Raw genomic sequence first — 26,876 nt, forward strand, 5'->3', positions numbered from 1 at the left:
GCCGCAGCATCTAGAGCAGGGCGAGCGGGTCGAGACTCGGGCGCACGCGGCCGAGGAGTGGACCAAGCCAGAGGTCTGCGAACTGGGGCAAGGTTTTCGAGGTCGTCGTGATGTCGTCGATCTCGATCCCCTCGACGGCGAGGCCGATGATCGCGCCTGCGGTCGCCATGCGGTGATCCTCATACGTGTGCCATACGCCACCGCTGAGCGGTCGCGGCTCGATCGCAAGCCCGTCGTCGAGTTCGGTGACGGCACCGCCGAGCCGGTTGATCTCGGCCGCGAGCGCGGCGAGACGGTCGGTTTCGTGCCCGCGGAGATGCCCGATTCCAGTGATGCGGCTCGGGCTAGACGCGAGTGCGGCGATGGCGACGATAGCGGGGGCGAGTTCGCCGCCCTCGCTGAGGTCCATGTCGACGCCGGCCAGCTCGACCCCGCCGATGATTCCGGCGCCACCGTCGATGCGGATGCGATCGCCCGTGACATCGACGGATGCCCCGAACCGGGGCAGCAGGTGCGCGAGATGTGACCCGACCTGGGTCGTGGTGCTCGGCCATCCGTCGATCGTGACGCTGCCGCCGGCGATGAGGGCCGCCGCGAGGAACGGTGCGGCGTTCGAGAGGTCTGGCTCGATGGCGATATCGAGGGCGGCGATGGGGCCGGGCTCGACGATCCATTCGCCCACGCTCGGCGACGTGACGGCGACGCCGCGGGCGCGGAGTGCCGCGATGGTCATCTCGATGTGGGGCATACTCGGCAGCTGTTCGCCGGTGTGGCGAAGGTGCAGGCCTCGGGTGAATCGCGGTGCCGCGAGCAGGAGCCCTGAGACGAACTGGCTCGATGCCGATGCGTCGATCTCGAGGTCACCCCCCTCGACACTGCCGGTGGCGTAGAGGCTGAACGGGAGCGTACCGCGCCCGTCATCGTTCACTTCGACGCCGAGGCGGCGCAGCGAATCGATTGTCGTGCGCATCGGGCGGCGCCGTGCCGAAGCATCCCCATCGAAAGAGACTGGTCCGAGGGCGAGCGCCGCGACGGGGGGAAGGAACCGCATGACAGTGCCGGCGAGCCCGCAGTCGATCGAGGTCCCGCCAGCGAGCTCGGCCGGCGTGATGAGGAGGTCGGGTCCGAACGCGCCGGAGCCGACCTCATCGATGCCGGTGCCGAGCGAGCGCAACGCCTCGATCATGAGGCCGCTGTCGCGCGAGTGCAGTGGCCGGCGCAGCGTTGATGGCGCGTCGGCCAGAGCCGCGAGCACGAGCTCGCGGTTTGTCAGTGACTTCGAACCGGGAATCGACACGGTCGCGTCGAGAAGACCGGTCGCGGTGGGCGCCGGCCAGTGCACATCATCGGGCTCGACGAGGGATTCGCCCTGGTATGGGTCGAACTCGGGGTTGGAATATTTCGAGATCAGCATTGTTCCTAAGGGTATCGGCTGACGCTGATCCGACGCATGATCGTGACGGGAGAACTGGTGAGCTTGACCTTGGAGCGCCCGCGCACAGGCGCTGGCGAGCGCAGAGAACTACACTTGGCGGCGATGGCAACCGAGACTCCAGCGACCCACGACCAGCACGCCGCCGACCAGGGTGACGGCGGTATTGCCGTGGATGCATCCGCCGTCGTGAATGCACCGGCCACCGTCGAGGCACCCGTCGTTGCGGCCCCCACCGCCGACGAGCTGAGGGATCTCTTCGAGGCGCAGGCGATGCCGTTCATGGACCAGCTGTACGCGGCAGCCATGCGGATGACCCGCAACCCGGCGGATGCGGCCGACCTCGTGCAAGAGACCTTCGTCAAGGCGTTCGCTGCCTACGCCCGCTTCGAGCAGGGCAGCAACCTCAAGGCGTGGCTGTATCGCATTCTCACGAACACCTTCATCAACACGTATCGCAAGAAGCAGCGCGAGCCATATCAGGGCACGATCGACGACCTCGAAGACTGGCAGCTCGGGGGAGCGGAATCGACGACGGCGTCGGCCTCGCGTTCGGCCGAGGCCGAAGCGATCGACCACCTTCCCGACAGCGCCGTGAAGGATGCTCTGCAGGCGATCCCCGAAGACTTCAGACTGGCCGTGTATTTCGCGGACGTCGAGGGCTTTGCCTATCAGGAGATCGCCGACATCATGAAAACCCCAGTCGGCACGGTAATGAGCCGACTGCACCGCGGACGCCGCCTCCTGCGCGGCCTGCTCGCGGACTACGCACAGGCACGCGGTTTTGAGACCGCGCCGACGACCGGGAGCACGGAATGACCGACTGCGGATGCGACAAAGCGAAGGCAGAACTTGAAGAGTACCTTCACCATGAACTCCGGGCAGAAGAAGCGGCCGACATCTGCGACCACATCGCTAACTGCCCCGACTGCGCCGACGAAGCACACGTCGGCGAAGTGCTCACCCTCGCGGTGAAGCGCGCGTGCAACGAGACGGCGCCGGAAGATCTCAAGCATCAGGTGCTCGCTCGCCTGCGCGAGATCCAGTCCACCCACTGATCTCTCCACTCGCCGGCCTCCCCAAGCAGCGCTAACGCAAAGGGCGGGCATCCGATAGGATGCCCGCCCTTGTGCATTGGACGCCTAAACGGTGAGCGCCCGGTCAATCAGGTCGGCCTGCTCCTTGGCGCTGCGCTTGGTCGAACCGGTCGCGGGTGACGCCGACGCTGCGCGGCACGACACCTTCATGTCGCGGTTCGGCAGATTGCGCATGAGCTCCATGTAGATGAACGGCCAGGCGCCCTGGTTTTCCGGTTCTTCCTGCGCCCACATCAGCTCGGCGTTGGGGTACTGCGAGAGCACCGACGAGAGCTCACGGAGGGGGAGCGGGTAGTACTGCTCGACCCGCACAAGCGCGACATCCTTGATGTCCCGCTTCGCCACTTCGGCCTTGAGGTCGTAGTGCAGCTTGCCGGCGTGGAGTACGACCCGCTTGACGGCAGCCTTGTCGACGCTCGTGTCGTCGATCACAGGCTCGAAGCGCCCGTTGGTGAAGTCGGCGACATCGCTCGTCGCGCCACGGAGCCGCAGCATTGCCTTCGGGGTGAAGACGACGAGGGGGCGCCGCGGTCGTGCATACGCCTGACGGCGCAGCAGGTGGAAGTACGACGCCGGCGTCGATGGCCGCGCGACCGTCATGTTGTTTTCAGCACACAGCTGGAGGAAGCGCTCGATACGGGCGGACGAGTGGTCTGGGCCCTGTCCCTCGTAGCCGTGCGGGAGGAGGAGCACGACGCTCGAACGCTGTGCCCACTTCTGCTCCGCGCTCGAGATGAACTCGTCGATGACCGTCTGGGCACCGTTGGCGAAGTCGCCGAACTGGGCCTCCCACAGCACGAGGGCGTCGGCCCGTTCGACCGAGTAGCCGTATTCGAAGCCCATCGCCGCGTACTCGCTGAGCAGTGAATCGTAGATCCAGAACTTCGCCTGGTTGTCGCTGAGGTTGAGCAACGGCAGCCACTCCTGGCCGTTCTCACGGTCGTGGAGCACGGCGTGGCGCTGCACGAAGGTGCCGCGGCGAGCATCCTGGCCGGCGAAGCGCACCGGGGTGCCTTCGAGCAAAAGCGAGCCGAGCGCGAGAAGCTCGCCGAAGCCCCAGTCGATGAGCCCGTTCCGGCTCATCTCGACGCGCTTCTTGAGCAGGGCATCGAGCTTCGGATGCACCGTGAAGCCGGCCGGCTTGTTGCCGTGCGCGTCACCAATCGCCGTGATGACCGATTCGGCAACGGCGGTCGACTCAAGCTCGCCCGAACGATCGTCCTGCTGCGATTCCGGTCGTTCGAGGTCGTGCTGCGGGTTCGCATCCTGCGTCGGGATGGGCATCGAGTTTGTCTGCGCCGCATGTGTCTCGGCGAAGGCGCGCTCCAGTCGGTCTTGGAAGTCGGCCTGGGCCGCAGCATACTCATCCTGCGTGATGTCACCGCGACCGACGAGTGCCTCACCGTACAGCGTGCGAACGCTGCGCTTCGCCTCGATCAGGTTGTACATGAGCGGCTGGGTCATCGACGGGTCGTCGCCCTCGTTGTGCCCGCGACGGCGGTAGCACACGAGGTCAACGATGACGTCTTTGTGGAAGCGCTGGCGGAACTCGAGCGCGAGTTCGGCCACGCGGACGACGGCCTCGGGGTCATCGCCGTTGACGTGGAAGATCGGCGACTGGATCGTCTTGGCGACATCCGTCGAGTACACCGAGGTGCGTGCCTCGCCGGGAGGAGTCGTGAAGCCGACCTGGTTGTTGACGACAACGTGAATGGTGCCACCGGTGCGGTAGCCGCGCAGCTGCGACATCTGCAAGACCTCGACGACGATGCCCTGGCCCGCCATGGCGGCGTCACCGTGCACCATGATCGGCACAACCTGGAAGGTGCCGATCGGCTTGCGATCCTGCTTCGCGCGGACGATGCCTTCAAGCACGCCGTCGACGGCCTCGAGGTGCGAGGGGTTCGCCGCGAGGTAGACAGGAATCTGCTCGCCGCCGAGCGCCGTGAAGGTGCCCTCGGTGCCGAGGTGATACTTCACATCGCCGGAGCCCTGCACGGTGCGGGGGTCTTGCGTGCCCTCGAACTCGCGGAAGATCTGGCCGTAGGTCTTGCCGGCGATGTTCGTGAGCACGTTGAGGCGACCGCGGTGCGCCATGCCGATGGCGACCTCTTCGAGGCCCTCCTCTGCTGAGCGCTGCAAGACGGCATCGAGCAGTGCGATGACGGACTCGCCACCCTCAAGGCTGAAGCGCTTCTGGCCGACATACTTCGTCTGCAGGAAGGTCTCGAAGGCCTCGGCCTCGTTGAGCTTTGCGAGAATGCGCATCTGGTGGTCGTGCGTCGGCTTCTCGTAGGGCGCTTCAAGGCGCTCCTGCATCCACTGCCGCTCTTCGGGGTTCTGGATGTGCATGTACTCGACGCCAACCTTGCGGCAGTATGCGTCGCGGAGAATGCCGAGGATGTCGCGGAGCTTCGCGGTGCGCTTGCCGCCGAGGCCACCCGTCACGAACTCGCGGTCGAGATCCCAGAAGCTGAGGCCGTGGCTCGCGATGTCGAGGTCAGGATGCGAGCGCTGCACATATTCGAGCGGGTCGACATCGGCCATGAGGTGTCCGCGCACGCGGAACGAGTTGATGAGCTCTTGCACGCGGGCGGTCTTGTCGATCGCGCTCGCGGTGTCGACGTGCACATCGGAGCCCCAGCGGATGGGCTCGTAGGGGATGCGCAGATCGGAGAAGATCTCTTCGTAGAACTCATGCTTGCCGATGAGCCGCTCGTGGATGAGCTTGAGGAACTCGCCAGAACCGGCGCCCTGGATGACGCGGTGATCATAGGTCGACGTGAGGGTGACTGTCTTGCCGATGCCGAGGTCCGAGACCGTCTCGGACGACATCCCCTGAAACTCGGCCGGGAACTCCAGCGCTCCGGCACCGATGATGCAGCCAGCACCCTTCATGAGACGCGGCACAGAATGCACCGTGCCGATGCCACCCGGGTTTGTGAGCGAGATGGTGTTGTTCTGGTAGTCGGTCATCGTGAGCTTGTTGTCACGACCGCGCTTGACGACATCTTCGTATGCGGTGAGGAACTGGTTGAAGCCCATCGACTCGGTGCGCTTGATGCCGGGAACGACGAGGCTTCGCGTGCCATCGGGCTTGGGCACGTCGATCGCGATGCCGAGGTTGATGTGTGCTGGTGCGACAACCGCTGGCTTGCCGTCAATCTCGTCGTAGAAGACGTTCTGGCTGGGGAAATCGCGCAGCGACTTCACCATCGCCCAGGCGATGAGGTGGGTGAACGACACCTTGCCGCCACGGGCGCGCTTGAGGTGGTTGTTGATGACGATCCGGTTGTCGATCATGAGCTTGGCCGGGATCGTGCGCACGCTTGTCGCGGTCGGCACCGTAAGGCTCTGATCCATGTTGGTCGCGAGCGACTTCGCCATTCCTTTGAGCGGCGTCACGACATCGTGGGGTTCGCTTGGCTCATCGGAGGAGGTGGCGGGTGCTGGCGCCTCAGCGGGGATCGGCTGCGGCTTTGCTTGCACCGACGTCGTGCGGGCGACGGGCTGGCTGCCGGTGGCCGTGGCTGGCTCTTTGGCGTGCGTGAGGGCGGCGGGGGAAGCCTTCGCCTCCGGCAGGGACGACGCGGGGGCCTGGCTGCTCGGTGCTGGAGCCTGGCTGCTCGGCGCGGGTGCCTCATTGGTCACCTCGACCGGAATCTGCGGCTCCTGCGCGGGGGCGTCCCCGGAGGGTGTCGGATTTGCCACGGCACCCTTGGTCTGCTGGTAGTGCTCAAGGATCGGCCACCACGACTGGTCCACCGAATTCTTGTCAACCTTGAACTGTTCGTACATCTCGTCAACGAGCCACTCGTTGGCTCCGAATTCGCCTGAAGATCCCTCTTCCGGTGCGATGCCGGTTACTTGGCTAGACACAGCCGCCCACTCTCCGTTGTCACTAATTGTCGATGGTGATGGTCGATCCGGCGCAGATCTGGCCGCCGACGGCCAACATACAAGGGTCAAGCGTAATCGCTCTGGCTGAACCCTGCCGTCGAGCACGGGCGGGGATTACCTTTAAGAACATGAAGTTTTATGAGACTGCGCCGACGCACGACCTCACCTACTCGGATGTGTTCCTGGTGCCGAGCCGGTCGGGGGTCTCCAGCCGTCTCGACGTGTCACTCGCGCCAAGCGATGGCACCGGCGCGACCATCCCCATCGTCTCCGCCAACATGAACTCGGTCACAGGGCCACGGCTCGCGGCGACGCTCGCGCGGCGCGGCGGTCTCGGCGTGCTGCCGCAAGACCTGCCCCTGCAGGAGCTCGATGCGGCGATCCGATGGGTGAAGGAGCAGGCCCCCGGCTACGACACCCCAATCGAACTCGGGGTGGGCGACTCTGTCGAGCAGGCACTCGCCCTTGTGCCGCCGGTTGCCGGACACGGCATCATCGTGCGCGACGATCACGGCGACTATGCCGGCTGCCTCCCTGCCGTTCGGCTCGCCACGGCCCTCCCTGACGCGCGCCTCGGTGACCTGCTCCACGGTGACCTTGCATCAATCGATGTCGACGATGTCGATGAGCCACGCGCGGCATTCGACCTCATGGTTGCGGCAGGCCTCGATTTTGCGCCCGTCATGCACCACGGCAAGGTCATCGGCACGCTCAGCCGTCGAAGCGCGCTTCGCGGAACGCTCTACCAACCCGCACGCGACGATGACGGCAGGCTGCGGGTCGCGGCGGCGCTTGGCATCAACGGCGACATCGTCTCGAAGGCGCGCGCTCTCGCGGAGGTCGGCGTCGATGTGCTCGTGATCGACACGGCACACGGTCACCAGGAGGGCATGATCGCGGCGGTCGAGCGGGTCGCTGCACTCGACCTCGGCATCCCTATCGCGGCCGGCAATGTCGTCACGGCTCCGGCCGTCCGCGACCTCGCCGCTGCCGGCGCGAGCATCATCAAGGTCGGCGTCGGCCCCGGCGCCATGTGCACGACGCGCATGATGACCGCCGTCGGTCGGCCTCAGTTCTCGGCGGTGCTCGAAACGGCAGAGGTTGCTCGCGAACTCGGCGCCCACGTATGGGCCGATGGCGGCGTGCGGTACCCCCGCGATGTCGCCCTCGCGCTCGCTGCCGGTGCGGCATCCGTCATGATCGGCTCCTGGTTTGCCGGCACGATCGAGGCACCGGGTCGCCTGCAGACGGATGCTGAGGGCCGTCTCTACAAAGAGAGCTGGGGCATGGCGTCCACGAAGGCCGTGCATGAGCGCTTCGGGCGGCTCGACCCCTATGAGCTCGCGCGGCGCGAACTCTTCGCCGAAGGCATCTCGAGCTCCCGCATCTACCTCGACCCGCTTCGCCCATCGGTCGAGGATCTGCTCGACATGATCACCTCGGGCGTGCGGAGCTCGTTCACCTATGCGGGCGCTCGCTCGCTCGCGGAATTTCACGACCGCGCGCTCGTCGGCATCCAGTCGGCCGCCGGCTACGAGGAGGGCAAGGCGCTGCCCGTGAGCTGGTAGGTTTCCATCACATTTCTCGCGGCGATGCCGCCGATTCCTTCGGCTATAGTTGGCGCAAATGGACGACCCTCCCTCTAGATCTTCCGCCGGTGGCCCGTGTACGAGTTGATACTCCTCGCCATCGGCATCCTCCTCACGATCGGCACTGGCCTCTTCGTGGCGTCGGAGTTCGCGCTCGTCAATCTCGACCGGCAAGAGCTCGAAGCGCGGCAGGCACGCGGCGAAACCCGTCTCACCATGACGATCGCCGCGCTCCGCCGCACCTCGACACATCTCTCGAGTGCGCAGCTCGGCATTACCCTCACGACGCTGCTCACCGGGTACACACTTGAACCGGCGTTCAGCTCCTTCCTCGCGGGCCCGCTTTCGACGCTCGGAATGCCGGAGGGCGTGCAGCGCATCGTCGCCTCGATCATCGCCGTGACGATCGCGACGCTCCTGTCGATGATCATCGGCGAGCTCGTGCCCAAGAACTTCGCGCTCGCGGCACCGCTCGCGACAGCCAAGGTGGTCGTGCCATTTCAGCTCGCATTCACCTGGGTGTTCAAGCCCGCCGTGACGCTGCTCAATAACTCGGCCAACGTCATCCTCCGCAGGATGGGAATCGAGCCCAAGGAGGAGCTCTCGTCGGCGCGCACGGCCGAAGAGCTCACCTCGCTGCTGCGGCGCTCTGCGCTTGCCGGCACGCTCGAGCTCGACACCGCGACGCTGCTCGCGCGCACGCTCGCCTTCAACGAGCACGTCGCCGCCGATGTCATGACGCCGCGCCCGCGGGTCTCCAGTGTCGAGCGCACCGACTCCGCCCAGGTCGTCATCGACCTCGCGAAGCAGACCGGGTTTTCACGCTTTCCTGTCGTTGATGACGGCATCGACGACGTTGTCGGCATCGTGCACGTCAAGCAGGCCGTCGCGGTGCCGCGAGAGAAACGCGCCGACGTGCCGGTTTCTGCCCTGCAAAGCGACGCACTCCGTGTGCCTGAGACGATGCGACTCGACTCGCTCCTCGGTGAGCTGCGGCAACGCGGCTACCAGATGGCGATCGTGCTCGACGAGTACGGCGGCACGGCGGGCGTCGCGACCCTCGAAGACCTGGTCGAAGAGCTCATCGGTGAGGTCGCCGACGAGCACGACCGCACGCGGGCCGGCGTTGTCCGGTCACGCAACTGGCTCACCTTTCCCGGCATGCTGCGGCCAGACGAACTGCGCGAACGGGCGGATGTCACGGTGCTAGACGATGGCCCATACGAAACAGTCGCGGGGTTCATCATGAGCGAGCTGGGTCGTCTCGCCAAGACGGGCGACACTGTCACGATCGATGCCGGCGAGTTCAGGGTCGAGCGCATGGATGGTCGCCGCATCGACCGCGTGCGCTTCACCCCCAGCCATGACGCCCTCTCGGAGGTCGAACGATGAACGACGTCTGGGGCATTGTCTGGCTCGTGGTGTTGCTTGGTGCCAACGCGTTCTTCGTCGGCGCAGAGTTCGCCGTCATCTCGGCCCGCCGCTCGCAGATCGAGCCGAAAGCCGAGGCGGGGTCGCGCGCGGCGAAGACCACGCTCTACGCGATGGAACATGCGACGCTCATGCTCGCGACGAGTCAGCTCGGCATCACCGTGTGCTCGCTGCTCATCCTCAACGTGTCCGAGCCGGCGATCCATCATCTGCTCGAGATCCCGCTCGCGCTGACGGGGCTCCCACCGGAGGTCATCAGCACGATCGCCTTCGTGATCGCGCTGCTCATCGTCTCGTTCCTCCACGTCGTGCTCGGCGAGATGGTGCCAAAGAACCTCTCGTTCTCGCTGCCCGATCGCATGGCCCTCATCCTTGCCCCGCCGCTCGTGGTCGTGTCCCGCATCTTCAGGCACCTCATCTGGTCGCTCAACGCGGTGGCAAACGGTGTGCTTCGGCTCTTCGGTGTCGAGCCGAAGAATGAGGCGACGAGTTCGTTCACCTTCGACGAGGTGGCGAATATCGTGGCGCACTCGACCCGTGAGGGCGTGCTGATGGACACGACGGGCGCCCTCTCGAATGCCTTCGAGTTCACCGAGAAGAAGGTGCGCAACATCGGGGTCGGCCTCGATAAACTCGTCGCTGTCTCTGAGGCGGCAACCCCGGCCGAGGTTGAACGCGCGGTCGCGCAACACGGCTTCTCGCGGTATGTGCTCGTCGACGACTATGGGGAGCCGACGGGTTACCTGCATCTCAAAGACGTCATCGACCTCGAAGACGAAGGCGAGTTCTTGGAGCCGGTGCCACCGAAGCGCATCCGGCATCTCATCTCGATCTTCGAAGACACCGATCTCGAAGACGCCCTTGCGACGATGCGTCGCTCCGGCGTGCACATCGCCCGCGTCTTCGACACCGAGGGTGCCACCAAGGGTGTGCTGTTTCTTGAAGACATCATCGAAGAGCTCGTCGGCGAAGTGCAAGACGCGACACGGCGCCTCTGAGCTAGCCCCTTCTCGGCGCTACCAGCGCGCGAGTGGGGCGAGTGAGCGTTCGTACGCTGGCGGCCACGCCGTCGTGTCAACCCCGAGCTCGAGCGCGGCGAGCCGGGGGTAGTGCGGGTCGCGCATGAGTTTGCGGCCCATCATGACCGCGTCGGCGCGACCCTCCTCGATGACGGCCGTCGCCTGCTGCGCCGTCGTGATGAGCCCGACCGCGCTCACCGGCATGCCGGTCGCAGTGCGCAGTTCCTCCGCGAAGCGCACCTGGTAGCCGGGCTCCGCCGGAATCTCCGCGTGGGCGAGCGTTCCCCCGCTCGACACATCGAACAGGTCGGCCCCCGCCTCGACGAGCCACCGCGCGACCGTCGCCATCTGCGTCGGCTACCAGGACGGGCCGGCGTCGGCGGGTGCCCAGTCGGTCGCCGAGAAGCGGACGAAGAGTGCGCGTTCCCCGCCTATGACACGACGCACCGCCTCGACAATGCGCACGACGATCGCGGCACGACCCTCGAGACTGCCGCCCCAGGCATCCGTTCTTGTGTTCGAAAGCGGCGAGAGAAACTCGTGCAGCAGATGCCCGTGAGCGGCATGGACCTCGACGACGTCGAAGCCCGCTTCGACCGCTCGGGCCGCGGATGCCGCAAAGTCGTCGATAACACGCTGGATGCCAGCCTCATCGAGCGCGACCGGGGGTGCATAGCCCTCGAACGGGATGGTGGAGGGTGCGACGGTCTGCCACCCGCCGGCATCCTGCGGCCTGGTAATGCCGCCGCGGGGACCCCACTCCCGAAACATCGAGCCTTTGCGGCCGGAGTGGGCGAGCTGGATGCCCGCGGTCGCGCCCTGCGAATGGATGAAGTCGACGATGCGCGACCATGCGGCCTGCTGCTCGTCGGAGTACAGGCCGGTGTCTTCTGCGGAGATGCGCCCTTCGGGGCTCACCGCGGTTGCCTCCGTCATGACGAGGCCAGCGCCACCCCGTGCGAGCGCGCCGAGGTGCACAAGATGCCAATCGCTCGGCACGCCGTCTTCTGTGTCGACCGAGTACTGGCACATGGGGGCGACCCACAGGCGGTTGCGAATCTCGATGGAGCGGACCCGCAGTGGTGTGAACAGCGTTGGAGTGTCGGTGGTGCGCATCGCTCCAAACTATCGTGGAGGCATGCAAGAGCCCGTCCTCTGGTCAGCGCGCGACGCCGCCGGAATGATCGCGATCCCGTCTGCCGCAGACGACAAATATTCGCGGGGCGTGCTCGGCGTTGTGACCGGGTCGGAGCGATACCCGGGCGCCGCTGTGCTCGGTGTTGGCGCGGCCCTCGCGACCGGCGTCGGCATGGTGCGCTATCTGGGCCCAGACCGTCCGACGTCGCTCGTGCTCGCCGCCTGCCCTGAGGCGGTCGTCGAGCCCGGTCGGGTACAGGCCTGGCTCGCAGGATCCGGTATGGATGCCGCGGCGCCGGCCACCACGGCGCCGGCCACCACGGCGCCGGCCACCACGAAGCTCCAGCACCTCGTAGACGATGCGCTGCCGACCGTGCTCGACGCGGGGGCGCTGTCGCTTGCGCGCCGCACGACGGGGCCGACCGTCATCACGCCCCACGCGCGCGAGCTCGCGCGCCTCGTGAACCTCGACCCGGGCGAGGTGGCGGCTGAGCCGCAGCGCGCCGCGGCGGAGGCTGCGGCATCCCTCGGCGTCGTGGTGCTGCTCAAGGGGAGCGCCACCGTCATCGCGAGCCCTGACGGCGCACTCATCCTCTGCGAGCCGGCGACGCCGTGGCTTGCAACGGCCGGCACCGGCGACGTGCTCGCCGGCATTCTCGGCGCTCTCGTCGCGACCCACGCGCACGACCTCGATGACGAGCACCGTGTGCTCGCCCGTCTCGCGGCGTCGGCATCGACCATCCACGCGAGCGCAGCGGCACAGGCCTCTGCCGGCGGGCCGTTCACGGTGCGGGCGCTCGTCACGGCCATCCCAGCGACCATCGCCGGACTGCTCGCGTGATGCGGGCGACGCACCCTGGGGTGCGCAGGCTCTGGTTGTGGTGCGCGTTTTTGGCGGCCAACGTCTGGATCTGCTGGCTTGCCTTCGCAGGGCCAGGGTTTGCCCTCGGGGATGTCACGCTCTATCAGTGGTGGGTCGAGCTCGGCCTCGACGGCGGGCCGTGGGTCGGCATCGACACCTCGTGGGTGTACCCGGTGCTCGCCCTCGTGCCGATGCTCCTTGCGGCGCTCGGCGGGTCGGACGGGTATGTCGTCAGCTGGCTCGTGCTCGTCGTGGTGCTCAATGTGCTCGCCCTGATCGCCACAGTCGGGGTCCGTGGACCGAGTCGCTCACTCGTGGCGGGCTGGTGGTGGACCTGCTTTTTGATCGCCCTCGGCCCCATCGCGGTCGGACGCATCGACTCCATCACGGTGCCGCTCGTCATCATCGCACTGGGCGTTCTTGCACGCCGCCCCATTCTCGCCGGGGTGCTGCTCGCCGCGGCGACCTGGATGAAGGTGTGGCCGGCCGCAATCATCGCCGCCATTGTGTTGGCATCAAAAGGCCGCTGGAGTGTCGTGCTCGGCGGGGTTGCGACGACAGCGGTCGTCGTCGGCACGGCCGTCCTCCTCGGTGGCGGTGGCTCGATCCTGAGCTTCATCACAACGCAGAGTGATCGAGGCCTGCAGATCGAGGCGCCGGCGAGCGCACCCTGGCGCTGGCTCGCCGTGTTCGGCGACGAGCATTCCGGGATCTACTACGACGATGACATCCTCACCTATCAGGTGTACGGCCCTGGAGCCGACGTTGTCGCGCGGGTGATGACGCCGCTGCTCGTCGTCGTTGTCGTGGCGATTGCAGTCTTCGCCGTGTGGCTGCTCGGTCGTGGCGTGCGGCAGGCGGCGCTGTTGCCGCCGCTCGCACTCGCGCTCGTCACCGCACTCATCGTGGTGAACAAGGTTGGCTCGCCGCAGTTCATCACCTGGCTCGCGCCCGTCGTCGTGTTCGGGCTCATCGCGTCACGGGCGGGCGGCCCGTCATTCCGTCTGCCCGCGATTCTGGTGCTCGCGATCGCCCTGCTCACCCAGATCGTCTACCCGGTGCTCTACGGCTACCTGCTGGCGCTTGAACCCGCCATGGTGAGTGTGCTCGCGGCACGCAACATCCTGCTCATCGCACTGCTCGTCGTCGCGGTGCGCATGATGGCGAAGACACCACGGAGTCGCAGCAGGCGCTGACTCGAAGTCGGCGACCCGACACTAGCGACCCGACGTCAGAACTCGCGCGGCCCGTCGCCCCGCAGCAGGATGCCGTCGCTGATGGCCCGCTTGCGGAGCGCCACCTTGGTGCCGACATCGATGCCCGCGATGCGGTACTTCTCGCGAATGCGCTTGAGATATGACTTCGCTGTTTCTTCAGAAATGCCGAGCTGGTAGGCGACAGCCTTGACGGGCTCGCCGCCTCCGTAGAGGGCCATGACACGGCGCTCCTGCGCGCTGAGCTTGGGAGCGCCGCCGACCTCCGGCTGGTTCAGGGCGAGGTCGAGCTCTGCCGAGATGAACGACTCATTGTTTGCCGCAGCGCGGATCGCTTCGACGATCATCGACGCATCTTCGGTCTTGACGAGGTAGCCGAGGGCGCCGGCCGCGAGCGCCTCGCGCACGACATTCGGTTCGGAGTAGGTGCTCATGAGCACGGTCTTGACGCCGGTGGTCTTGAGGGTTGAGATCTTGAGAGAGATCGGGAGGTTGTCTTTGAGGTCGAGGTCGAGCAGCACGACATCGACAGGAAACTGCGGATGCGTCAACAATTCGGGCCAGCTCGAGACGGCAGCGACGAGGTTGATGTCGGGAGCTGCCGATCTGACCCACTCGGTCAGGGCCCCGAGGAGCATCTTGTGATCATCGACGATCGCCAGACGGAGTGGCTCTGGAGCTATAGACACTGTGTCCCCTTAGTTTCTCTTCGCCCTTGAATGCTAGTGGTCTGCTGGATTATCTACGAGGCATTCGATTTCGACACGCAGACTGGAGTCCCGCGTCGAGTCGGTGTAGCTGCCAACTTTGCCGATGGCCTCCCACGTCGCCGGATCGACCCGATTGCGGGGGATTCCTGTCGTCGCGAGCGAGATCGGCACGGCGACCTTGCCGTCGTCTCGTGCCACGGAGGCTCCGCCGGCAGGGCCGATCGTGATGGTCACAGTCACCGGTCGGGTCTCGCGATCACTCACGAGGAGCCATGCGGCCGAGAGCAGGCCGTCGCGCTGTCGTCGATCGAGCAGCCCGGCGAGGCTGCTGCGGTCACTCAGCGTGACCGATCGCCCGAGCGTCTCGGATTCGGTGATCGCGTGATAGAGCCAGGTCTCGCGGCGCCCTTCGATGAGGTGCAGGCGGAGCTCGGTCGCGAGCGAGGCCGCGCGTGAGGCCATGCGTTTGTCGAGCGGCAGCGCGAGCTTGCCGGTCGCGACGGAGTCGAGCAGTTCTTCGGCCGCGAGGTCGAGACGCGCGAGCTCTTCGGATGCGAGCATGCCGACCGCGAATCGTGGAGCGGAGACGGTGCTCTGCACGAGAACGCGGTCGAGTTCCATCTGCACGAGGCGGCGGAACCTCCGCACGATGTAGACACCGAAGAGCGGAGGGAGTGTCGCAAGCGCGACAAAGGTGAGTTGCGCCGGGAGCGTCGTCGGCGTCACGGGCGAACTCGCAATGATGCCCCACGTGAGGACCACCGCGACGAGGAGTGTGGCAGCGACCACCTCCCACGCGCGTCGGAGCGTGACCGAGACGAGGAGTCCCGTCGAGGCACAGAGGGAGGCGGTGCCGAGTGACGCGGTGTTGGCGAGGGGCCAGACTGCAATGAAGTCGAGCGCGATGATGCCGAATGTTGCAATGAGCACGAGTGCGAACAGCCAGTCGGGCATGTTCTCGCCCCGCGTGGCGATGGAGAGTGCGACACCCCCGAGCATCACAATCAGTGTCAGCCATGCGATGCTCACGGGCATCCGGTCGGGGTAGAGGTCCCAGTTCCACACCAGCAGGGTGAGGCCGTAGATGACCATGAGCCCGGCGATGACTCCCGCGCCGACACCGAGATACCCCGTGCCGAGGCTTGCCCCGAGCGCTCGCGCCTGCCGCACCGCTCGGGTGGGGGATCCGTCAGGGCTCCGTCGTTTGGCGAAGATAACGCCGAGGGTGTTCTCGCCCAGATCGCTGTAACTCATGCCCGTGGCACCTCCAGCACGACGGTGGTGCCAGAGCCGGGGGCAGAGAACAGCCGGGCGTTGCCACCGACTTCGCGGAGCCGTCCCACGATCGACTCTTTGAATCCGAGGCTGCTTTCATCGACATCGTCGAGGGCGAATCCAACACCCTGATCGGTGACCATGGCGCGGATGGTGGTCTCGTCCTCTGTGATTGTGACGTGCGCATTGGCGACACCCGAGTGCCGGCGCACGTTTTCGAGGCACTCGGAGAGGGCGAGGAGAAAGGCGTCGAGCACTTCGCTTGGCAACAGCACGTGACCGGTTCCGTGCCAGGCAACCTCGAGTCCCATCCGGCTGAAGCGCTGCTTGACCGATTCGAGCGTCGTGCCGAGCGGGGTTTCTGACACCGGTTCCATGGTGTGCACAACGGGTGTTGCCTGACCACTGCCGACGCCAAGGCGCAGCTGTCGCAGCAGCCTGGCATCGTCGGCGGCCTGCTCGCGCATGGAGTCGGCGGCGACGCCGACCCCGGCGTGGGCGAGGAGCGTGAGTGTTGCGAGCACGGTGTCGTGGAGCAGGCGTGCACCCTGCCGTCGCTGGGCTTCTGTTTCGCTCGCCCGCCGTTCGGCGCGATGCGCGCGTCCGATGCTGTTGATGCGGCGCGCAGCGCGCGGCACACTCGCATTGAGCCAGTATGCGAACACCGTGAGGATGCCCCAGCCGAACGTGACGAGGATGGCCGCTCTCGCCGCAGAGTCGGCGGTCGGCGCGGCCAGCAGCATGAGCGCGAGGGTCGCGGCGAACCCGAGAACGATCACGATAGCGCGCGAGCGCTTCGTCACGAGCACCATTGCGAATGACGAGAGCCCGCCCGCGGCGAGTGGCGCCATCGCGCTGAGCACGCTCGCGCTCATCTCTGTCGAGGTCGGAACCTGCACGACGGCGAGGATTGCGAGCCCCGCGACGAGGCCGGCGATGACGAGCAGGATCGATTTCGACGTGCCGACGAGGATAAGCACGGTGAGAAGCATGATGAAGAGCGGGATGACCGCGATGAGGATGTCGCCGTCAAGGACGCCGGGCACGAGAAAGCAGACAAGCGAGATGACAGTGGCGATGCCCCCGATCATGCGGGCGGACCGCTGCAGCAGCCGGTCGCGTTCTCGCGCTAGAGGGTCCACGAGAGTCATAGTCACACATCGTCACCCGAACGGGGGAGCATTCGTCGGCGTTGCGCCGCGATTCGCGCTATTCCGGGCCGACCCAGCCCTGCCGCACGGCATGGCGGCGCAGCAGCACGCGGGTGCCGAGATCGACCCCTGCGGCGCGATATTTGCGGCGCGCTCGTTTGAGATATGACTTGACGGTCTCTTGCGTCGTGTCCATGTGGGCTGCGACCTCTTTGACCGTGCGCCCGCTCGAGAAGAGCATGAGCGCGCGGAGCTCCCTCTGGCCGAGGCCGGGCGTCGAGCTGCCGACGGCGTCGAGTTCTGAGGCGGCCGTCGAACCGGGTCGGTAGCGCTGCCCGGCCGCCGCCGCCCGGATTGCCTGGACGAGTTCTGAGGCATCATCCGTCTTGGGCACAAAGGCGAGCGCACCGGCCTGGAGGGCCGACTGCACCGAAATCGCGTCGGCGTGGCGACTCATGACGACCGTGCGGGTGGCCGCGGTTGCGAGGGTGCGCACTTTCACTTCGACAGGGATGTCATCACCGAGACCAAGATCAAGCACGGCAACATCGACGGGAAACTCGCGGTGCGAGAGCAGACCGACCCAGGTGGTTTCGGTCGCGACCACCCGCAGGTCGGGATGCTTGAACCGCAGGTGCGCCGCGATGCCATCGAGCACGAGTCGATGGTCATCGACAATTCCAACCCGGATGACGGGTGCGGGGGTGCCGTGCCCTGGTGCTGTCGAGGTTGAGATCACGACGCCAGAAGCCGCTGCAGGTGGGGGCCGACCAAGTCGTCTTCGATGAGGAATCCGTCGTGCCCGAAGCTCGAGGAGATGATGACCGCGTCATCGCCATCGATATTGCCGGCGAGCCCCTGCGCGATGATCTGCTGGTCGGCGACAGGGAACAGTCGATCGCTGTCGATCCCGATGACAAGGGCGGTCGCAGTTGCGCGCGCGAGGGCAGCCTCGACACCGCCCCGGTCGCGACCGATGTCGTGGGAGTTCATCGCCTCGACGAGCGTGATGTACGAGTTCGCATCGAAGCGTCGCGTGAACTTGTTGCCATGGAAGTCGAGGTAGCTCTCGACGGCGAATCGACCCTCGTCGCCGAGGGGGCTGATATCGCTCTGCCAGCTGCGTTGGAATCGCGCATTGAGCTCATCCGGCGAGCGGTAGTTGAGCAGGGCCATCCGTCGCGCGAGCGCAAGCCCCCGAGAAGGACCACCACCATCGGCGGCATCGTAGTAATCACCACCCCGGAACAGCGGGTCCATCCTGATCGCCTCGATCTGCACCGAGTTCAAGGCAATTTGGTCGGCGGAGCTCAGCGCGGGGGCGGCGAGCACGGCGACCCGCTCGATTCGATCGGGGTGCCCGACAGCCCACTCGACCGCGTGCATCCCGCCCATCGAGCCACCCAGCACGGCCGCCCATGTGCTGATGTCGAGGGAATCACTGAAGAGCACCTGCGCTGCGACCTGATCGCGGATGGTGAGATATGGGAACCGAGCGCCCCATTCGACGCCCTCGGTCGTGTTCGAGGACGGCCCCGTCGTGCCCTGGCAGCCGCCGAGCATATTGGGTGCCACGATGAACCAGCGGTCGGTGTCGAGGTACTTGCCCGGGCCGACAATGCCAGACCACCAGCCGGCCGTCGGATGCCCAACACCGGGAGGGCCGACAAGGTGGCTGTCGCCGGTGAGGGCATGGAGCACGAGGATCGCGTTGCCACCGTCGGCATCGAGCTCGCCCCACGTTTCGAAGGCCATTCGCACGTGCGGGATGTGTCCACCGCGCTCAAGCCGCATCGGGCCGAGGTTCACGAAGCGGCGACGACCAGCGGGGTCGCCCTCCCGCCAGGCGCCGCTTGCGGGTGGCTTGCCGAGGAGTGCACGGCTGTTGGCCTCCGTGACGAAGCTCGACGGAACGCTGTCTTCGGGTGTCTGCCAGTCCATGTCACCGCCCAGTATCCCCGAAAATGAGAGAGGGCCGGCGTCGTGTTACGCCGGCCCTCTCTCAGTGGTTCAGCTCTGGCGTGCCGCGTCGACGACGACGCGGGCAGCTTCGAGGCCCGCTGACAGATCTGAGGTGATGTCCTCGATGCTCTCGAGCCCTACCGAGAGCCGCACAAGGCCAGGAGTCACACCGGCCGTGAGCTGCTGCTCAGGCGTGAGCTGCGAGTGCGTCGTCGAAGCGGGGTGGATGACGAGGCTGCGCACATCACCGATATTGGCGACGTGGCTGAACAGCGACAGGCCGTTGACGAAGGCGCGACCGGCATCGACGCCGCCCTTGAGCTCGAACGAGAGCACTGCGCCGACACCCTTCGGAGCGTACTTGTTTGCCTGGGCATACCATGGGCTCGTCGGCAATCCCGCGTAGTAGACGGTGTCGACATCGGGGTGGTTGTCGAGCCACTCGGCCACCTCCTGGGCGTTCTTCACGTGGCGCTCGATGCGCAGGCTCAGGGTCTCGATGCCCTGGATGAGCGCCCACGCGTTGTCGGGGGAGATCGCAGGGCCGAGGTCGCGCAGGAGCTGCACGCGGGCCTTGATGATGTAGGCGATCGCGTCGCCAACGGCGGCCGTGTAGCTCGCGCCGTGGTAGCTCGGGTCTGGCTCGGTGAGCCCCGGAAACTTCTCGACATTCTTCGACCACTCGAAGCGACCGCCGTCGACGATGATGCCGCCGAGCACCGTGCCGTGCCCGCCGAGGAACTTCGTCGCCGAGTGCACGACGATGTCGGCACCGTGCTCGAAGGGGCGGATGAGGTATGGGGTCGCGATCGTGTTGTCGACAATGAGCGGAAGGCCGTGCTCGTGGGCGACACCAGCGACCGACGCAATGTCGAGAATGTTGATCTTGGGGTTGCCGATCGTCTCGCCAAAGAAGAGCTTGGTGTTGGGACGCACGGCGGCAGCCCACTCGTTCGGGTCATCCTGGTTCTCGACGAAGGTCGTCTCGATGCCGAGCTTCGCGAGCGTGTACTTGAACAGGTTGTACGTGCCGCCGTAGATCGACGACGACGAGACGATGTGGTCGCCAGCCTGCGCGAGGTTGAGAATCGCGAGCGAGGTAGCCGACTGACCTGAGGCTACGGCGAGGGCGGCGGTGCCACCCTCGAGGGCCGCGACGCGCTTCTCCGCGACATCCTGCGTCGGGTTCTGGATGCGCGTGTAGATGTTGCCGAACTCGGCGAGCGCGAAGAGGTTCTGCGCGTGGTCAGCATCATTGAAAACGTAGGCCGTCGTGCGATAGATGGGGGTGGCGCGCGCGTTCGTGACCGGGTCTGGTGCAGATCCCGCGTGGATTTGCTTGGTCTCGAAGTTCCAGTCGTCGCTCACAGCGGTGCTCCTTTTGTGCGGTTCCGCCTTCGCGGAGGTAGGTCGCTCATAACTCGGTAGAGGTTCGAGCCTCGGTACAGGATCGAGCGGGGACAGTGTCGAGCTTAGGAATGCGGGAGGCCTGGGTCAAAGGGCCTGACACACTCGGTAATGTCCGGGCCGGGCTAGTTTGGGGGCCGATCCTCGCCCTTGACCGGTGGTGTTTGCGGTGGGGCCTGCGGGGGCCCCGAAGCGCGGAGCGACCCTGTCGGATCAACCTTCGATGGGCCAGGTGCACGGTCGTCACCACTGAGGAAGAGCCACGCCGGCTTCGGTTCGATAAACACGCGGAACACTCGGCGCACCGGCTGCGATGCGAGCACGACACAGAGGAGAACGCAGAACACGATCATGGCAATGAGCCACGGGGTTGTCGCGTTCTCGCGGAGGAACGTCGTTTGCCTGAACGGGTAGAGCACAAAACTGTGGAGCAGGTAGATGTACATGGTCGCCTGACCGTACTTGGTGAACCAGGTGGCCCTGCGGGGGATGAGCACGAAGAACGCGGCCGACAGCACCACCGCGATCACGATGAGGTTGAGGCGCAGCAACCCTGCCCACCACATGTGCCCTCCGAGCTGCACATACGAGTCGTCGTAAAAGAACCACAGTCGCAGGTTCATCTCCCGCCATCCGTCGATGGAGTTCCACAGTACGACGGCCGACACAGCGAAAATCGCGAGGGCGCCACCGCGTGCCCACCACAGGCTTCGGCCGGCGACGCGCCAGCGTTCGATCAGATTCCACTCATGAATCTTCCAGCCGAGCACGAAGAACGGCAGGATGCCGATCGCCCGAGAGAGCGAGAAGGTGCTGTCGACATTGGGGAGGTAGCCGACGCCGACCGAGAGCACCACCGCCCACACGAGCGGCCATCGAAGAATGGCGAGATAGGGGAGGACGAGCCGGAAGAAGCCGAGGGCGAGCAAGAACCACAGGGTCCAGGACGGCTGCGACGGATTAAACCCCCTTGGGCCTTCAACGAGCGCCTTCACCACCGTCCAGATGGTCTCCATGATGAGATACGGCACGACGATATCGGTGATGACCTTCTGCATCTGACGCGTATTTGGCGCCCCCGGCTTCGAGAAATAGCCGCTGATGATGGCGAACGCCGGCATGTGGAAGGCGTAGATAAAGAGGTAGACGGTGAGCGCGACATCGTTCTCGATCGCCAGGCGCTGGATGCCGTGGCCGATGACGACGAGTGCCACCGCGATGAAGCGAGCGTTGTCCCACAGTGGAACCCGAACGCGCTGGCGCGTCGCTGCGCCGCTATCAGCATTCGTCACGGTGCCTCCTCGCACATAAACTTTTCTCGCCCGGCGATACGGTAGTCCAGTGAGCGCGAGACGTGTAATTATCAGTGGAGCGAGTTCGGGCATCGGGGCGGCGACCGCGAGGGCATTCAGCGCCCGTGGGTGGCAGGTCACCGGTGTCGCGCGTCGCGCCGATCGTCTCGAGGCGCTCGCCGCCGAGACCGGCATCGACACCATCGTTGCCGATCTCACCGTGCAGTCGGATGTCGATGCGCTGCGTGCGCGACTCGAGGGCGAAGGTGCGATCCATGCCCTCATCAACGTTGCCGGCGGCGCATTCGGAGCGGACACGGTCGAGGAGAGCTCGGCCGACGACTGGTCTCGCATGTTCGACGTCAACGTCATCGCCGTAAAGCGCATCACCGAGGCACTCCTTCCCCTGCTTCGCCGCGGGTCGCTCGACCCTGTCGACGGCGATGTGCCCCACGCCGACATCCTCACCGTCACCTCGACGGCCGGCCTCATCGCGTACGAGGGCGGCGGCGGGTACAACGCTGCCAAATTCGGTGCGCACGCCCTCATGGGCGCACTCCGGCTTGAGCTGGCGGGTGAACCCATCCGCGTGCTCGAGGTTGCGCCGGGCATGGTGCGCACGGAAGAGTTCACGCTCAAGCGTTTGAACGGTGATCAGGATCGTGCCGAACAGCTCTATGCGGGGGTCGAGCATCCGCTTCTTGCCAGCGATGTGGCCGATGTCATTGCCGGCGTCATCGCCTTGCCAGGCCACGTCAATGTTGATCTCACGGTCGTGCGACCCGTCGCCCAGGCCGCGCAGCACAAACTCGTGCGAGGCTCGCTCGAGCCGCGGGCTCAAGGCTAGACCGACGCTGCAACCGCCTCGGCAACCTCGTCGTCGTCAGCATCGGCGAATGCGAGCTTCGGCACGAAAAAGAGCAGCCCGGCCGCGATGAGGGCACCGAGCCCGCAGATCGCCCACACCACCATGTAGCCGAAGAGGCTGCTCGCCGTCGAGCCAGCCACCTGCACGGCGCCGATCGTGAGCACGATGGCAAAGACCGATGAGGCAAACGAGCCACCGATCGTCTTCGTCGTGTTGGTGAGTGCCGAGGCAATGCCGGTCTGCCCTCGTGGTGCAGCGGCCGCCGCCGCGGCAGGCATGGCACCCATGAGGATGCCGCTGCCGATGCCCGCGATCGACATGTTCGTGAAGACCTGCCAGGTTTCGAGGTGGAACGGCAGAAACAGGAGGTAGCCAGCGGCGACGAGGAACGCAGCGATGATCAGGGCGATGCGCGGCGTGAACACGCGCGACAGGACCGGGAAGAGGAGGGCTCCAGCGATCATCGAGAGCAGGTACACGCCGATGAGGATCGAGATGCTGCCAGAGGCGAGCCCCAGACCGTAGCCGACCTCGCTCGGCTCAGTGCCCGCATACGTTGAGAGGGGCGCCTGTGCGCCGAGCAGGCTAATGCCGACGAGGAAGGCCGTGAGCTGCACGGGCCACATGTTCGGCTGGGCGAGCACGCGGATGTCGATCGCCGGATCCTTCTGCTTGAGCTCGAACTTCGTGAAGGGCACAAACGTGAGCACGCCGAGCAGGATGATGACCCACACCCACCACACCGGCCCGTTGAACTTGAGGAAGGTGAGCCCCGAGGTGATGAGCAGCAGGCCGATTGTGAGGATCGAGAATCCTGCCCAGTCGAGCGTGCGACCGGGGAGGGGCTCGGATTCTGGCACCCACAACAGGATGACGAAGAAGACGAGCGTGACCGCGATGGCCGGCACCATGAGGGTTGGCGGCATGGCCGAGTGGAGCAGCGCTTCGCCACCGAAGGCACCGAACACAGCACTGCCGCCGAGGGCACCCGCGATGGCACCGGCCTCGAGGCCGACGATGAGCATCGCAGCGGCCCGCCGCGTGACCGATGCGGCATGCCCGCTTCTGCGCCCCTTGTCAAAGATGAGTGCGACCTCGAGCGGCAACCACACGACATAGAAGCCCTGGAGCGTCCAGGCGATGAGAAAGCTGGTGAAGTCCCCCGCGAAGGCAAGCCACCAGGTCGCGCCTGCGGTGAGCACGGTCGACACGAGCAGAATGCGCTTGTGCCCGTACATGTCGCCGAGTTTGGCGAGGATGGGCACAACGAGCGCTGAGAGCAAAAGCTGCGCGCCCTCGAAGATGTTGAAGTCTGCGTCGAGAATGTCGAGGTAGTCGACGAGATCGGGAATGAGCGGCACGTAGAAGCCCTGCAGGATGCCGCTGACGAACTCGACGAAGAAAAGAAAGCCGATAAGGCTCGCTGTGATGGCGCCCGAGCGTCCCGCCATGAGAGTGCGCATGGAGGGAGCGTAGCGGTCAGAATGGGAGGACCGTATTCCCCCTTTTCGAGTGAGGCGCCGATGAACTCCGCAGCGAGGCCGCTCACGGAGCTCGTCGATGCGGGCTGGGCCCGGGCACTCGCCCCCGTCGCTGATGACATTGCGGCGCTCGGTGACCGGCTTCGGGCCGAGGTCGCCTCGGGGCGGGGATACCTCCCCGCGGGTGAGCACGTGCTGCGGGCGTTCACGACCCCCTTCGACGACGTGCGGGTGATCATCGTGGGGCAAGACCCGTACCCGACGCCCGGGCATCCGATTGGGCTCTCGTTCGCGGTTGAACGACATGTGCGCCCGCTGCCGCGGAGCCTCTCGAACATCTATCGCGAACTCGCCGACGACCTCGGCATCCCGCCAGCAGAACACGGTGACCTCACGGCGTGGAGCGAGCGGGGGGTCATGCTGCTCAACCGGGTGCTCACGGTGCGCCCGGGCGAGGCGGGGTCGCACCGTGGGCTCGGCTGGGAACGAGTGACGGATGCCGCGATCCGCGCGCTGGCAGCGCGGGGCGGCCCCCTCGTGGCCGTGCTGTGGGGCAGGCAGGCGGCGTCGGTGCGACCGCTGCTCGGCGGGGTGCCGGTCATCGAGTCGGCGCATCCGAGCCCGCTGTCTGCCTCGCGCGGCTTCTTCGGGTCGAAGCCGTTCAGTGAGACGAATAGGCTTCTTGGGGAGCAGGGCGCCGCGGCGATCGACTGGCGTCTTCCGTGAGTCAACGACGAGGGGTGCCGGAGTGGTGACGGAACGCGATGGTGCGCGAACGATCGAGGTCCGCGGCATCACGAAACGGTTCGGGCCGGTCGCGGCCGTCTCCGACCTGAGTTTCGCCGTTGCCCCCGGCACGGTGACGGGGTTTTTGGGGCCGAATGGTGCCGGCAAAACGACGACGCTCCGCATGCTCCTCGGGCTTGTTGAACCAACCTCGGGCAGCGCGACGATCGGCGGCGAGCGCTACCGAGACCTGGCTCGCCCGCTCGCGACAGTCGGGACCGCACTTGAGGCGGCGAGCTTTCACCCAGGGCGCACGGCCCGCAACCACCTCCGGGTGATGGCGGCCGCTGGCATGGTGCCGATTTCTCGGGTCGATACCGTGCTCTCCCTCGTCGGCCTCGCCGACTATGCGAATCGCAGGGTCGGGGGGTACTCGCTCGGCATGCGGCAGCGTCTCGGTCTCGCCGGCGCGCTGCTCGGCGATCCGGGTGTGCTCGTGCTCGACGAGCCGGTCAATGGGCTTGACCCGGAGGGCATCCGCTGGATCCGAACCTTCTTGCGTGAACTCGCGGCAGAGGGTCGCACCGTGCTGGTTTCTTCGCACCTCCTCAGTGAGGTGCAGCAGAGTGTCGACCGGTTGGTCATCATCGCGGGCGGCAAGCTCGTCTACGAGGGCTCGCTCGAGGGGCTCGAATCGTCGGCTGCCGTCGTGGTTGATGCGCTTGACCACGCGGCGCTCGTGCGGGCGATCTCAGCAGCCGGCGGCACAGCCGAGCAGGGTGATGACGGGCTTGTCGTCACAGGCCTCGACGCGGCTGCTGTCGGGTCGGTGGCGCATGCAGCGGGGATCCCGTTGACGCTGCTCACTCCGCGACACGGCGGGCTCGAGCAGTCGTTCCTCGACATCGTTGGCGAAGGAGGCGCGCAGTGAGATTCGCCGGAGCGCTCCGCTCAGAGTTCATGAAACTGTTCACCACCCGCATGTGGTGGGTGCTCGCCCTCATCCTCGCCGTCTACGTCGCCTTCACCGCCGGCATCCTCGCTGCGGCCTTCGGAGGCCTGCTCTCTGATGCGACCGGCACGACCGGTGCCATCGAGGGTCTCGACGCGCTCGTCTACAGCGTCGCCGTCACGGTGGGCTACGTCTTTCCTGTCATCCTTGGCACACTCTCGGTGACGGGCGAGGTGCGACACCAAACGCTCACGCCGACGTTTCTCGCCACCCCGCGGCGCGGCGTCGTGCTCGCGGCAAAACTTGTCGTGCTGTTTCTCGTCGGCCTCATCTACGGCGTTGTGGCGCTCGCCGCGTCGGTCGCGGCTGGCGCGCCGCTCCTCGCTGCGGGCGATGTCGCAACCGGCCTCGACAGCGCCGACACCTGGCTCATGTTTGCCCGCGCCGTCGTTGCGATGGGGCTGTGGGCCGTCATCGGTGTCGGCATCGGCACCATAATCCCCAATCAGATTGCGGCGATTGTCGTGTTGCTCGCCTTCACGCAGTTCATCGAACCGATCTTGCGCACGGCCGGGATGCTCGTGGAGGGCCTCGCGAACGCCGGCCGGTTCCTCCCAGGGGCAGCCGGTGATGCGCTCGTCGGGTCAAGCGTATTCACCGCGATGAGCGGGGGCTCTGGAGACCTTCTCGAGTGGTGGCAGGGGGGCCTGGTGCTGTTGGCGCTCGCGGCCCTCGTGGCACTTCTCGGCTCGATCACCACCTGGCGCAAGGACGTGACCTGATGCTTGAAGAGGAATATCTTGAGCGGCGAACACTGCCGGCACACCTTCGGACGCCAGCGCCGGAGCCGCCAAAGTTCGCCTACGAGCTGCGAGCGGCGACGCTTGAAGACCTGCCCTCTGTTCGCGCAATCTACAACCACTACGTCGCAAACACGACGGTGACGTTCGACGAAAAACCCATGACGCTGCGGTCTCTGCGCTCGAAGTTCGGGCACATGCAGAAGCTCGGCTTTCCCTTCATCGTCGCCGAGAGCCCCTCCGGCGACATCCTCGGCTTCGCGTATGTGTATCCCTGGAAGGAGAAGGCGGCCTATCGGTACACGGTCGAGAACTCGATCTACCTCGGCCCGGCCGCCACCGGCAAGGGGCTCGGCAAGGCTCTGATGGGCGAGCTCGTCGACCAGTCCAAGGCGGCGGGCATCAAAGAGATCGTTGCGGTGATCGCCGATAGAGGCGCGGAAGGCTCCATCCGCCTTCACGAGCAGTTCGGCTTCAAGGAGATCGGTCGCATGGGCCGGGTCGGCTTCAAGTTCGAGCGTTGGCTCGGCACAATCCTCATGCAGAAGTCTCTCAAGTAGCGCGGCACCGA

Annotated in this window: 22 protein-coding genes and 1 pseudogene; 12 read left to right on the forward strand and 11 right to left on the reverse strand. The window is 66.0% G+C overall.

All coding sequences use genetic code 11. The annotated features are described in order from the left end of the window. Nucleotides 1–10: 10 nt before the first annotated feature. Nucleotides 11–1,414 carry a 3-phosphoshikimate 1-carboxyvinyltransferase gene (gene aroA / locus ACY48M_RS07590; RefSeq protein WP_462819663.1) on the reverse strand — a complete coding sequence of 468 codons (1,404 nt, stop codon included), beginning with the start codon at nt 1,412–1,414 and terminating at the stop codon, nt 11–13. Between the two features lie 123 nt (nt 1,415–1,537). On the opposite strand from aroA, the gene ACY48M_RS07595 reads away from it, so the two are divergent. Both ACY48M_RS07595 and ACY48M_RS07600 read left to right on the forward strand, forming a co-directional pair. Next, nucleotides 1,538–2,251, forward strand: coding sequence for a sigma-70 family RNA polymerase sigma factor (locus tag ACY48M_RS07595; protein ID WP_462819664.1), 714 nt, complete (start codon nt 1,538–1,540; stop codon nt 2,249–2,251). Continuing rightward, nucleotides 2,248–2,490, forward strand: a complete 243-nt coding sequence (locus ACY48M_RS07600) for a zf-HC2 domain-containing protein (RefSeq protein WP_462819665.1) — start codon at nt 2,248–2,250, stop codon at nt 2,488–2,490. The genes ACY48M_RS07595 and ACY48M_RS07600 overlap by 4 nt, the downstream gene beginning before the upstream one ends. A gap of 84 nt (nt 2,491–2,574) precedes the next feature. Here ACY48M_RS07600 and ACY48M_RS07605 read toward each other — a convergent pair whose 3' ends face one another. Next, nucleotides 2,575–6,408 carry a multifunctional oxoglutarate decarboxylase/oxoglutarate dehydrogenase thiamine pyrophosphate-binding subunit/dihydrolipoyllysine-residue succinyltransferase subunit gene (locus ACY48M_RS07605; RefSeq protein WP_462819666.1) on the reverse strand — a complete coding sequence of 1,278 codons (3,834 nt, stop codon included), beginning with the start codon at nt 6,406–6,408 and terminating at the stop codon, nt 2,575–2,577. Nucleotides 6,409–6,557: 149 nt separating this feature from the next. Here ACY48M_RS07605 and guaB1 point away from each other — a divergent pair, with 149 nt between their 5' ends. The 3 genes from guaB1 to ACY48M_RS07620 all read left to right on the forward strand — a co-directional run bounded on the left by guaB1 (nt 6,558) and on the right by ACY48M_RS07620 (nt 10,447). Next, on the forward strand, nt 6,558–7,997 hold the full coding sequence (guaB1, locus tag ACY48M_RS07610; protein ID WP_462819667.1) for a GMP reductase: 1,440 nt from the start codon (nt 6,558–6,560) through the stop codon (nt 7,995–7,997). Between the two features lie 96 nt (nt 7,998–8,093). After that, a complete protein-coding gene (locus tag ACY48M_RS07615) occupies nt 8,094–9,410 on the forward strand; it encodes a hemolysin family protein (protein ID WP_462819668.1) in 1,317 nt (438 codons plus the stop codon). Next, nucleotides 9,407–10,447 (forward strand): hemolysin family protein, encoded by a 1,041-nt coding sequence (locus ACY48M_RS07620; protein WP_462819669.1) that lies wholly within the window; start codon nt 9,407–9,409, stop codon nt 10,445–10,447. Before ACY48M_RS07615 ends, ACY48M_RS07620 begins: the two co-directional genes overlap by 4 nt. Before the next feature lie 18 nt (nt 10,448–10,465). Here ACY48M_RS07620 and ACY48M_RS07625 read toward each other — a convergent pair. Further along, nucleotides 10,466–11,584: pseudogene (locus ACY48M_RS07625) on the reverse strand (NADH:flavin oxidoreductase/NADH oxidase). 22 nt (nt 11,585–11,606) lie between these two features. Here ACY48M_RS07625 and ACY48M_RS07630 point away from each other — a divergent pair. Together ACY48M_RS07630 and ACY48M_RS07635 are read left to right on the forward strand one after the other, a co-directional pair. Continuing rightward, entirely contained in the window at nt 11,607–12,446 is an 840-nt protein-coding gene (locus ACY48M_RS07630) for an ADP-dependent NAD(P)H-hydrate dehydratase (protein ID WP_462819670.1), read from the forward strand. Next, nucleotides 12,446–13,663 (forward strand): glycosyltransferase 87 family protein, encoded by a 1,218-nt coding sequence (locus tag ACY48M_RS07635; protein ID WP_462819889.1) that lies wholly within the window; start codon nt 12,446–12,448, stop codon nt 13,661–13,663. Before ACY48M_RS07630 ends, ACY48M_RS07635 begins: the two co-directional genes overlap by 1 nt. 35 nt (nt 13,664–13,698) lie before the next feature. On the opposite strand, the gene ACY48M_RS07640 is transcribed toward ACY48M_RS07635, so the two are convergent. The 7 genes from ACY48M_RS07640 to ACY48M_RS07670 all read right to left on the reverse strand — a co-directional run bounded on the left by ACY48M_RS07640 (nt 13,699) and on the right by ACY48M_RS07670 (nt 21,478). Next, nucleotides 13,699–14,364: a response regulator gene (locus ACY48M_RS07640; RefSeq protein ID WP_462819890.1), complete on the reverse strand. Its 666-nt coding sequence runs from the start codon at nt 14,362–14,364 to the stop codon at nt 13,699–13,701. Nucleotides 14,365–14,403: 39 nt separating this feature from the next. Continuing rightward, the gene (locus ACY48M_RS07645) at nt 14,404–15,645 is read right to left on the reverse strand and encodes a hypothetical protein (RefSeq protein WP_462819671.1); all 1,242 of its coding nucleotides are present in this window, start codon (nt 15,643–15,645) and stop codon (nt 14,404–14,406) included. After that, on the reverse strand, nt 15,642–16,817 hold the full coding sequence (locus ACY48M_RS07650; RefSeq protein WP_462819672.1) for a sensor histidine kinase: 1,176 nt from the start codon (nt 16,815–16,817) through the stop codon (nt 15,642–15,644). Before ACY48M_RS07650 ends, ACY48M_RS07645 begins: the two co-directional genes overlap by 4 nt. Nucleotides 16,818–16,875: 58 nt before the next feature. Then, entirely contained in the window at nt 16,876–17,556 is a 681-nt protein-coding gene (locus ACY48M_RS07655) for a response regulator transcription factor (protein ID WP_462819673.1), read from the reverse strand. Further along, nucleotides 17,553–18,758, reverse strand: a complete 1,206-nt coding sequence (gene metX, locus ACY48M_RS07660) for a homoserine O-acetyltransferase MetX (protein WP_462819674.1) — start codon at nt 18,756–18,758, stop codon at nt 17,553–17,555. The genes ACY48M_RS07655 and metX overlap by 4 nt, the downstream gene beginning before the upstream one ends. A 69-nt stretch (nt 18,759–18,827) precedes the next feature. After that, nucleotides 18,828–20,243, reverse strand: coding sequence for a bifunctional o-acetylhomoserine/o-acetylserine sulfhydrylase (locus ACY48M_RS07665; protein ID WP_462819891.1), 1,416 nt, complete (start codon nt 20,241–20,243; stop codon nt 18,828–18,830). Between the two features lie 68 nt (nt 20,244–20,311). Continuing rightward, nucleotides 20,312–21,478, reverse strand: a complete 1,167-nt coding sequence (locus ACY48M_RS07670) for an acyltransferase family protein (RefSeq protein WP_462819675.1) — start codon at nt 21,476–21,478, stop codon at nt 20,312–20,314. A 49-nt stretch (nt 21,479–21,527) separates the two neighbouring features. On the opposite strand from ACY48M_RS07670, the gene ACY48M_RS07675 reads away from it, so the two are divergent. After that, nucleotides 21,528–22,325: an SDR family oxidoreductase gene (locus tag ACY48M_RS07675; protein WP_462819676.1), complete on the forward strand. Its 798-nt coding sequence runs from the start codon at nt 21,528–21,530 to the stop codon at nt 22,323–22,325. On the opposite strand, the gene ACY48M_RS07680 is transcribed toward ACY48M_RS07675, so the two are convergent. After that, nucleotides 22,322–23,809 (reverse strand): MFS transporter, encoded by a 1,488-nt coding sequence (locus ACY48M_RS07680; protein ID WP_462819677.1) that lies wholly within the window; start codon nt 23,807–23,809, stop codon nt 22,322–22,324. The two genes, ACY48M_RS07675 and ACY48M_RS07680, sit on opposite strands and share 4 nt — an antisense overlap. Nucleotides 23,810–23,869: 60 nt before the next feature. Here ACY48M_RS07680 and ACY48M_RS07685 point away from each other — a divergent pair, with 60 nt between their 5' ends. From ACY48M_RS07685 to ACY48M_RS07700, 4 genes are read left to right on the forward strand one after another with little or no spacing between them, the layout of a single operon-like run. Beyond that, a complete protein-coding gene (locus ACY48M_RS07685; protein ID WP_462819678.1) occupies nt 23,870–24,553 on the forward strand; it encodes a uracil-DNA glycosylase in 684 nt (227 codons plus the stop codon). A 22-nt stretch (nt 24,554–24,575) separates the two neighbouring features. Beyond that, on the forward strand, nt 24,576–25,484 hold the full coding sequence (locus tag ACY48M_RS07690) for an ABC transporter ATP-binding protein (protein ID WP_462819679.1): 909 nt from the start codon (nt 24,576–24,578) through the stop codon (nt 25,482–25,484). Continuing rightward, nucleotides 25,481–26,287: an ABC transporter permease gene (locus ACY48M_RS07695; protein ID WP_462819680.1), complete on the forward strand. Its 807-nt coding sequence runs from the start codon at nt 25,481–25,483 to the stop codon at nt 26,285–26,287. Before ACY48M_RS07690 ends, ACY48M_RS07695 begins: the two co-directional genes overlap by 4 nt. After that, entirely contained in the window at nt 26,287–26,865 is a 579-nt protein-coding gene (locus ACY48M_RS07700; RefSeq protein ID WP_462819681.1) for an N-acetyltransferase family protein, read from the forward strand. The genes ACY48M_RS07695 and ACY48M_RS07700 overlap by 1 nt, the downstream gene beginning before the upstream one ends. Nucleotides 26,866–26,876 lie beyond the last annotated feature (11 nt).

Source organism: Homoserinimonas flava, assembly GCF_054969005.1.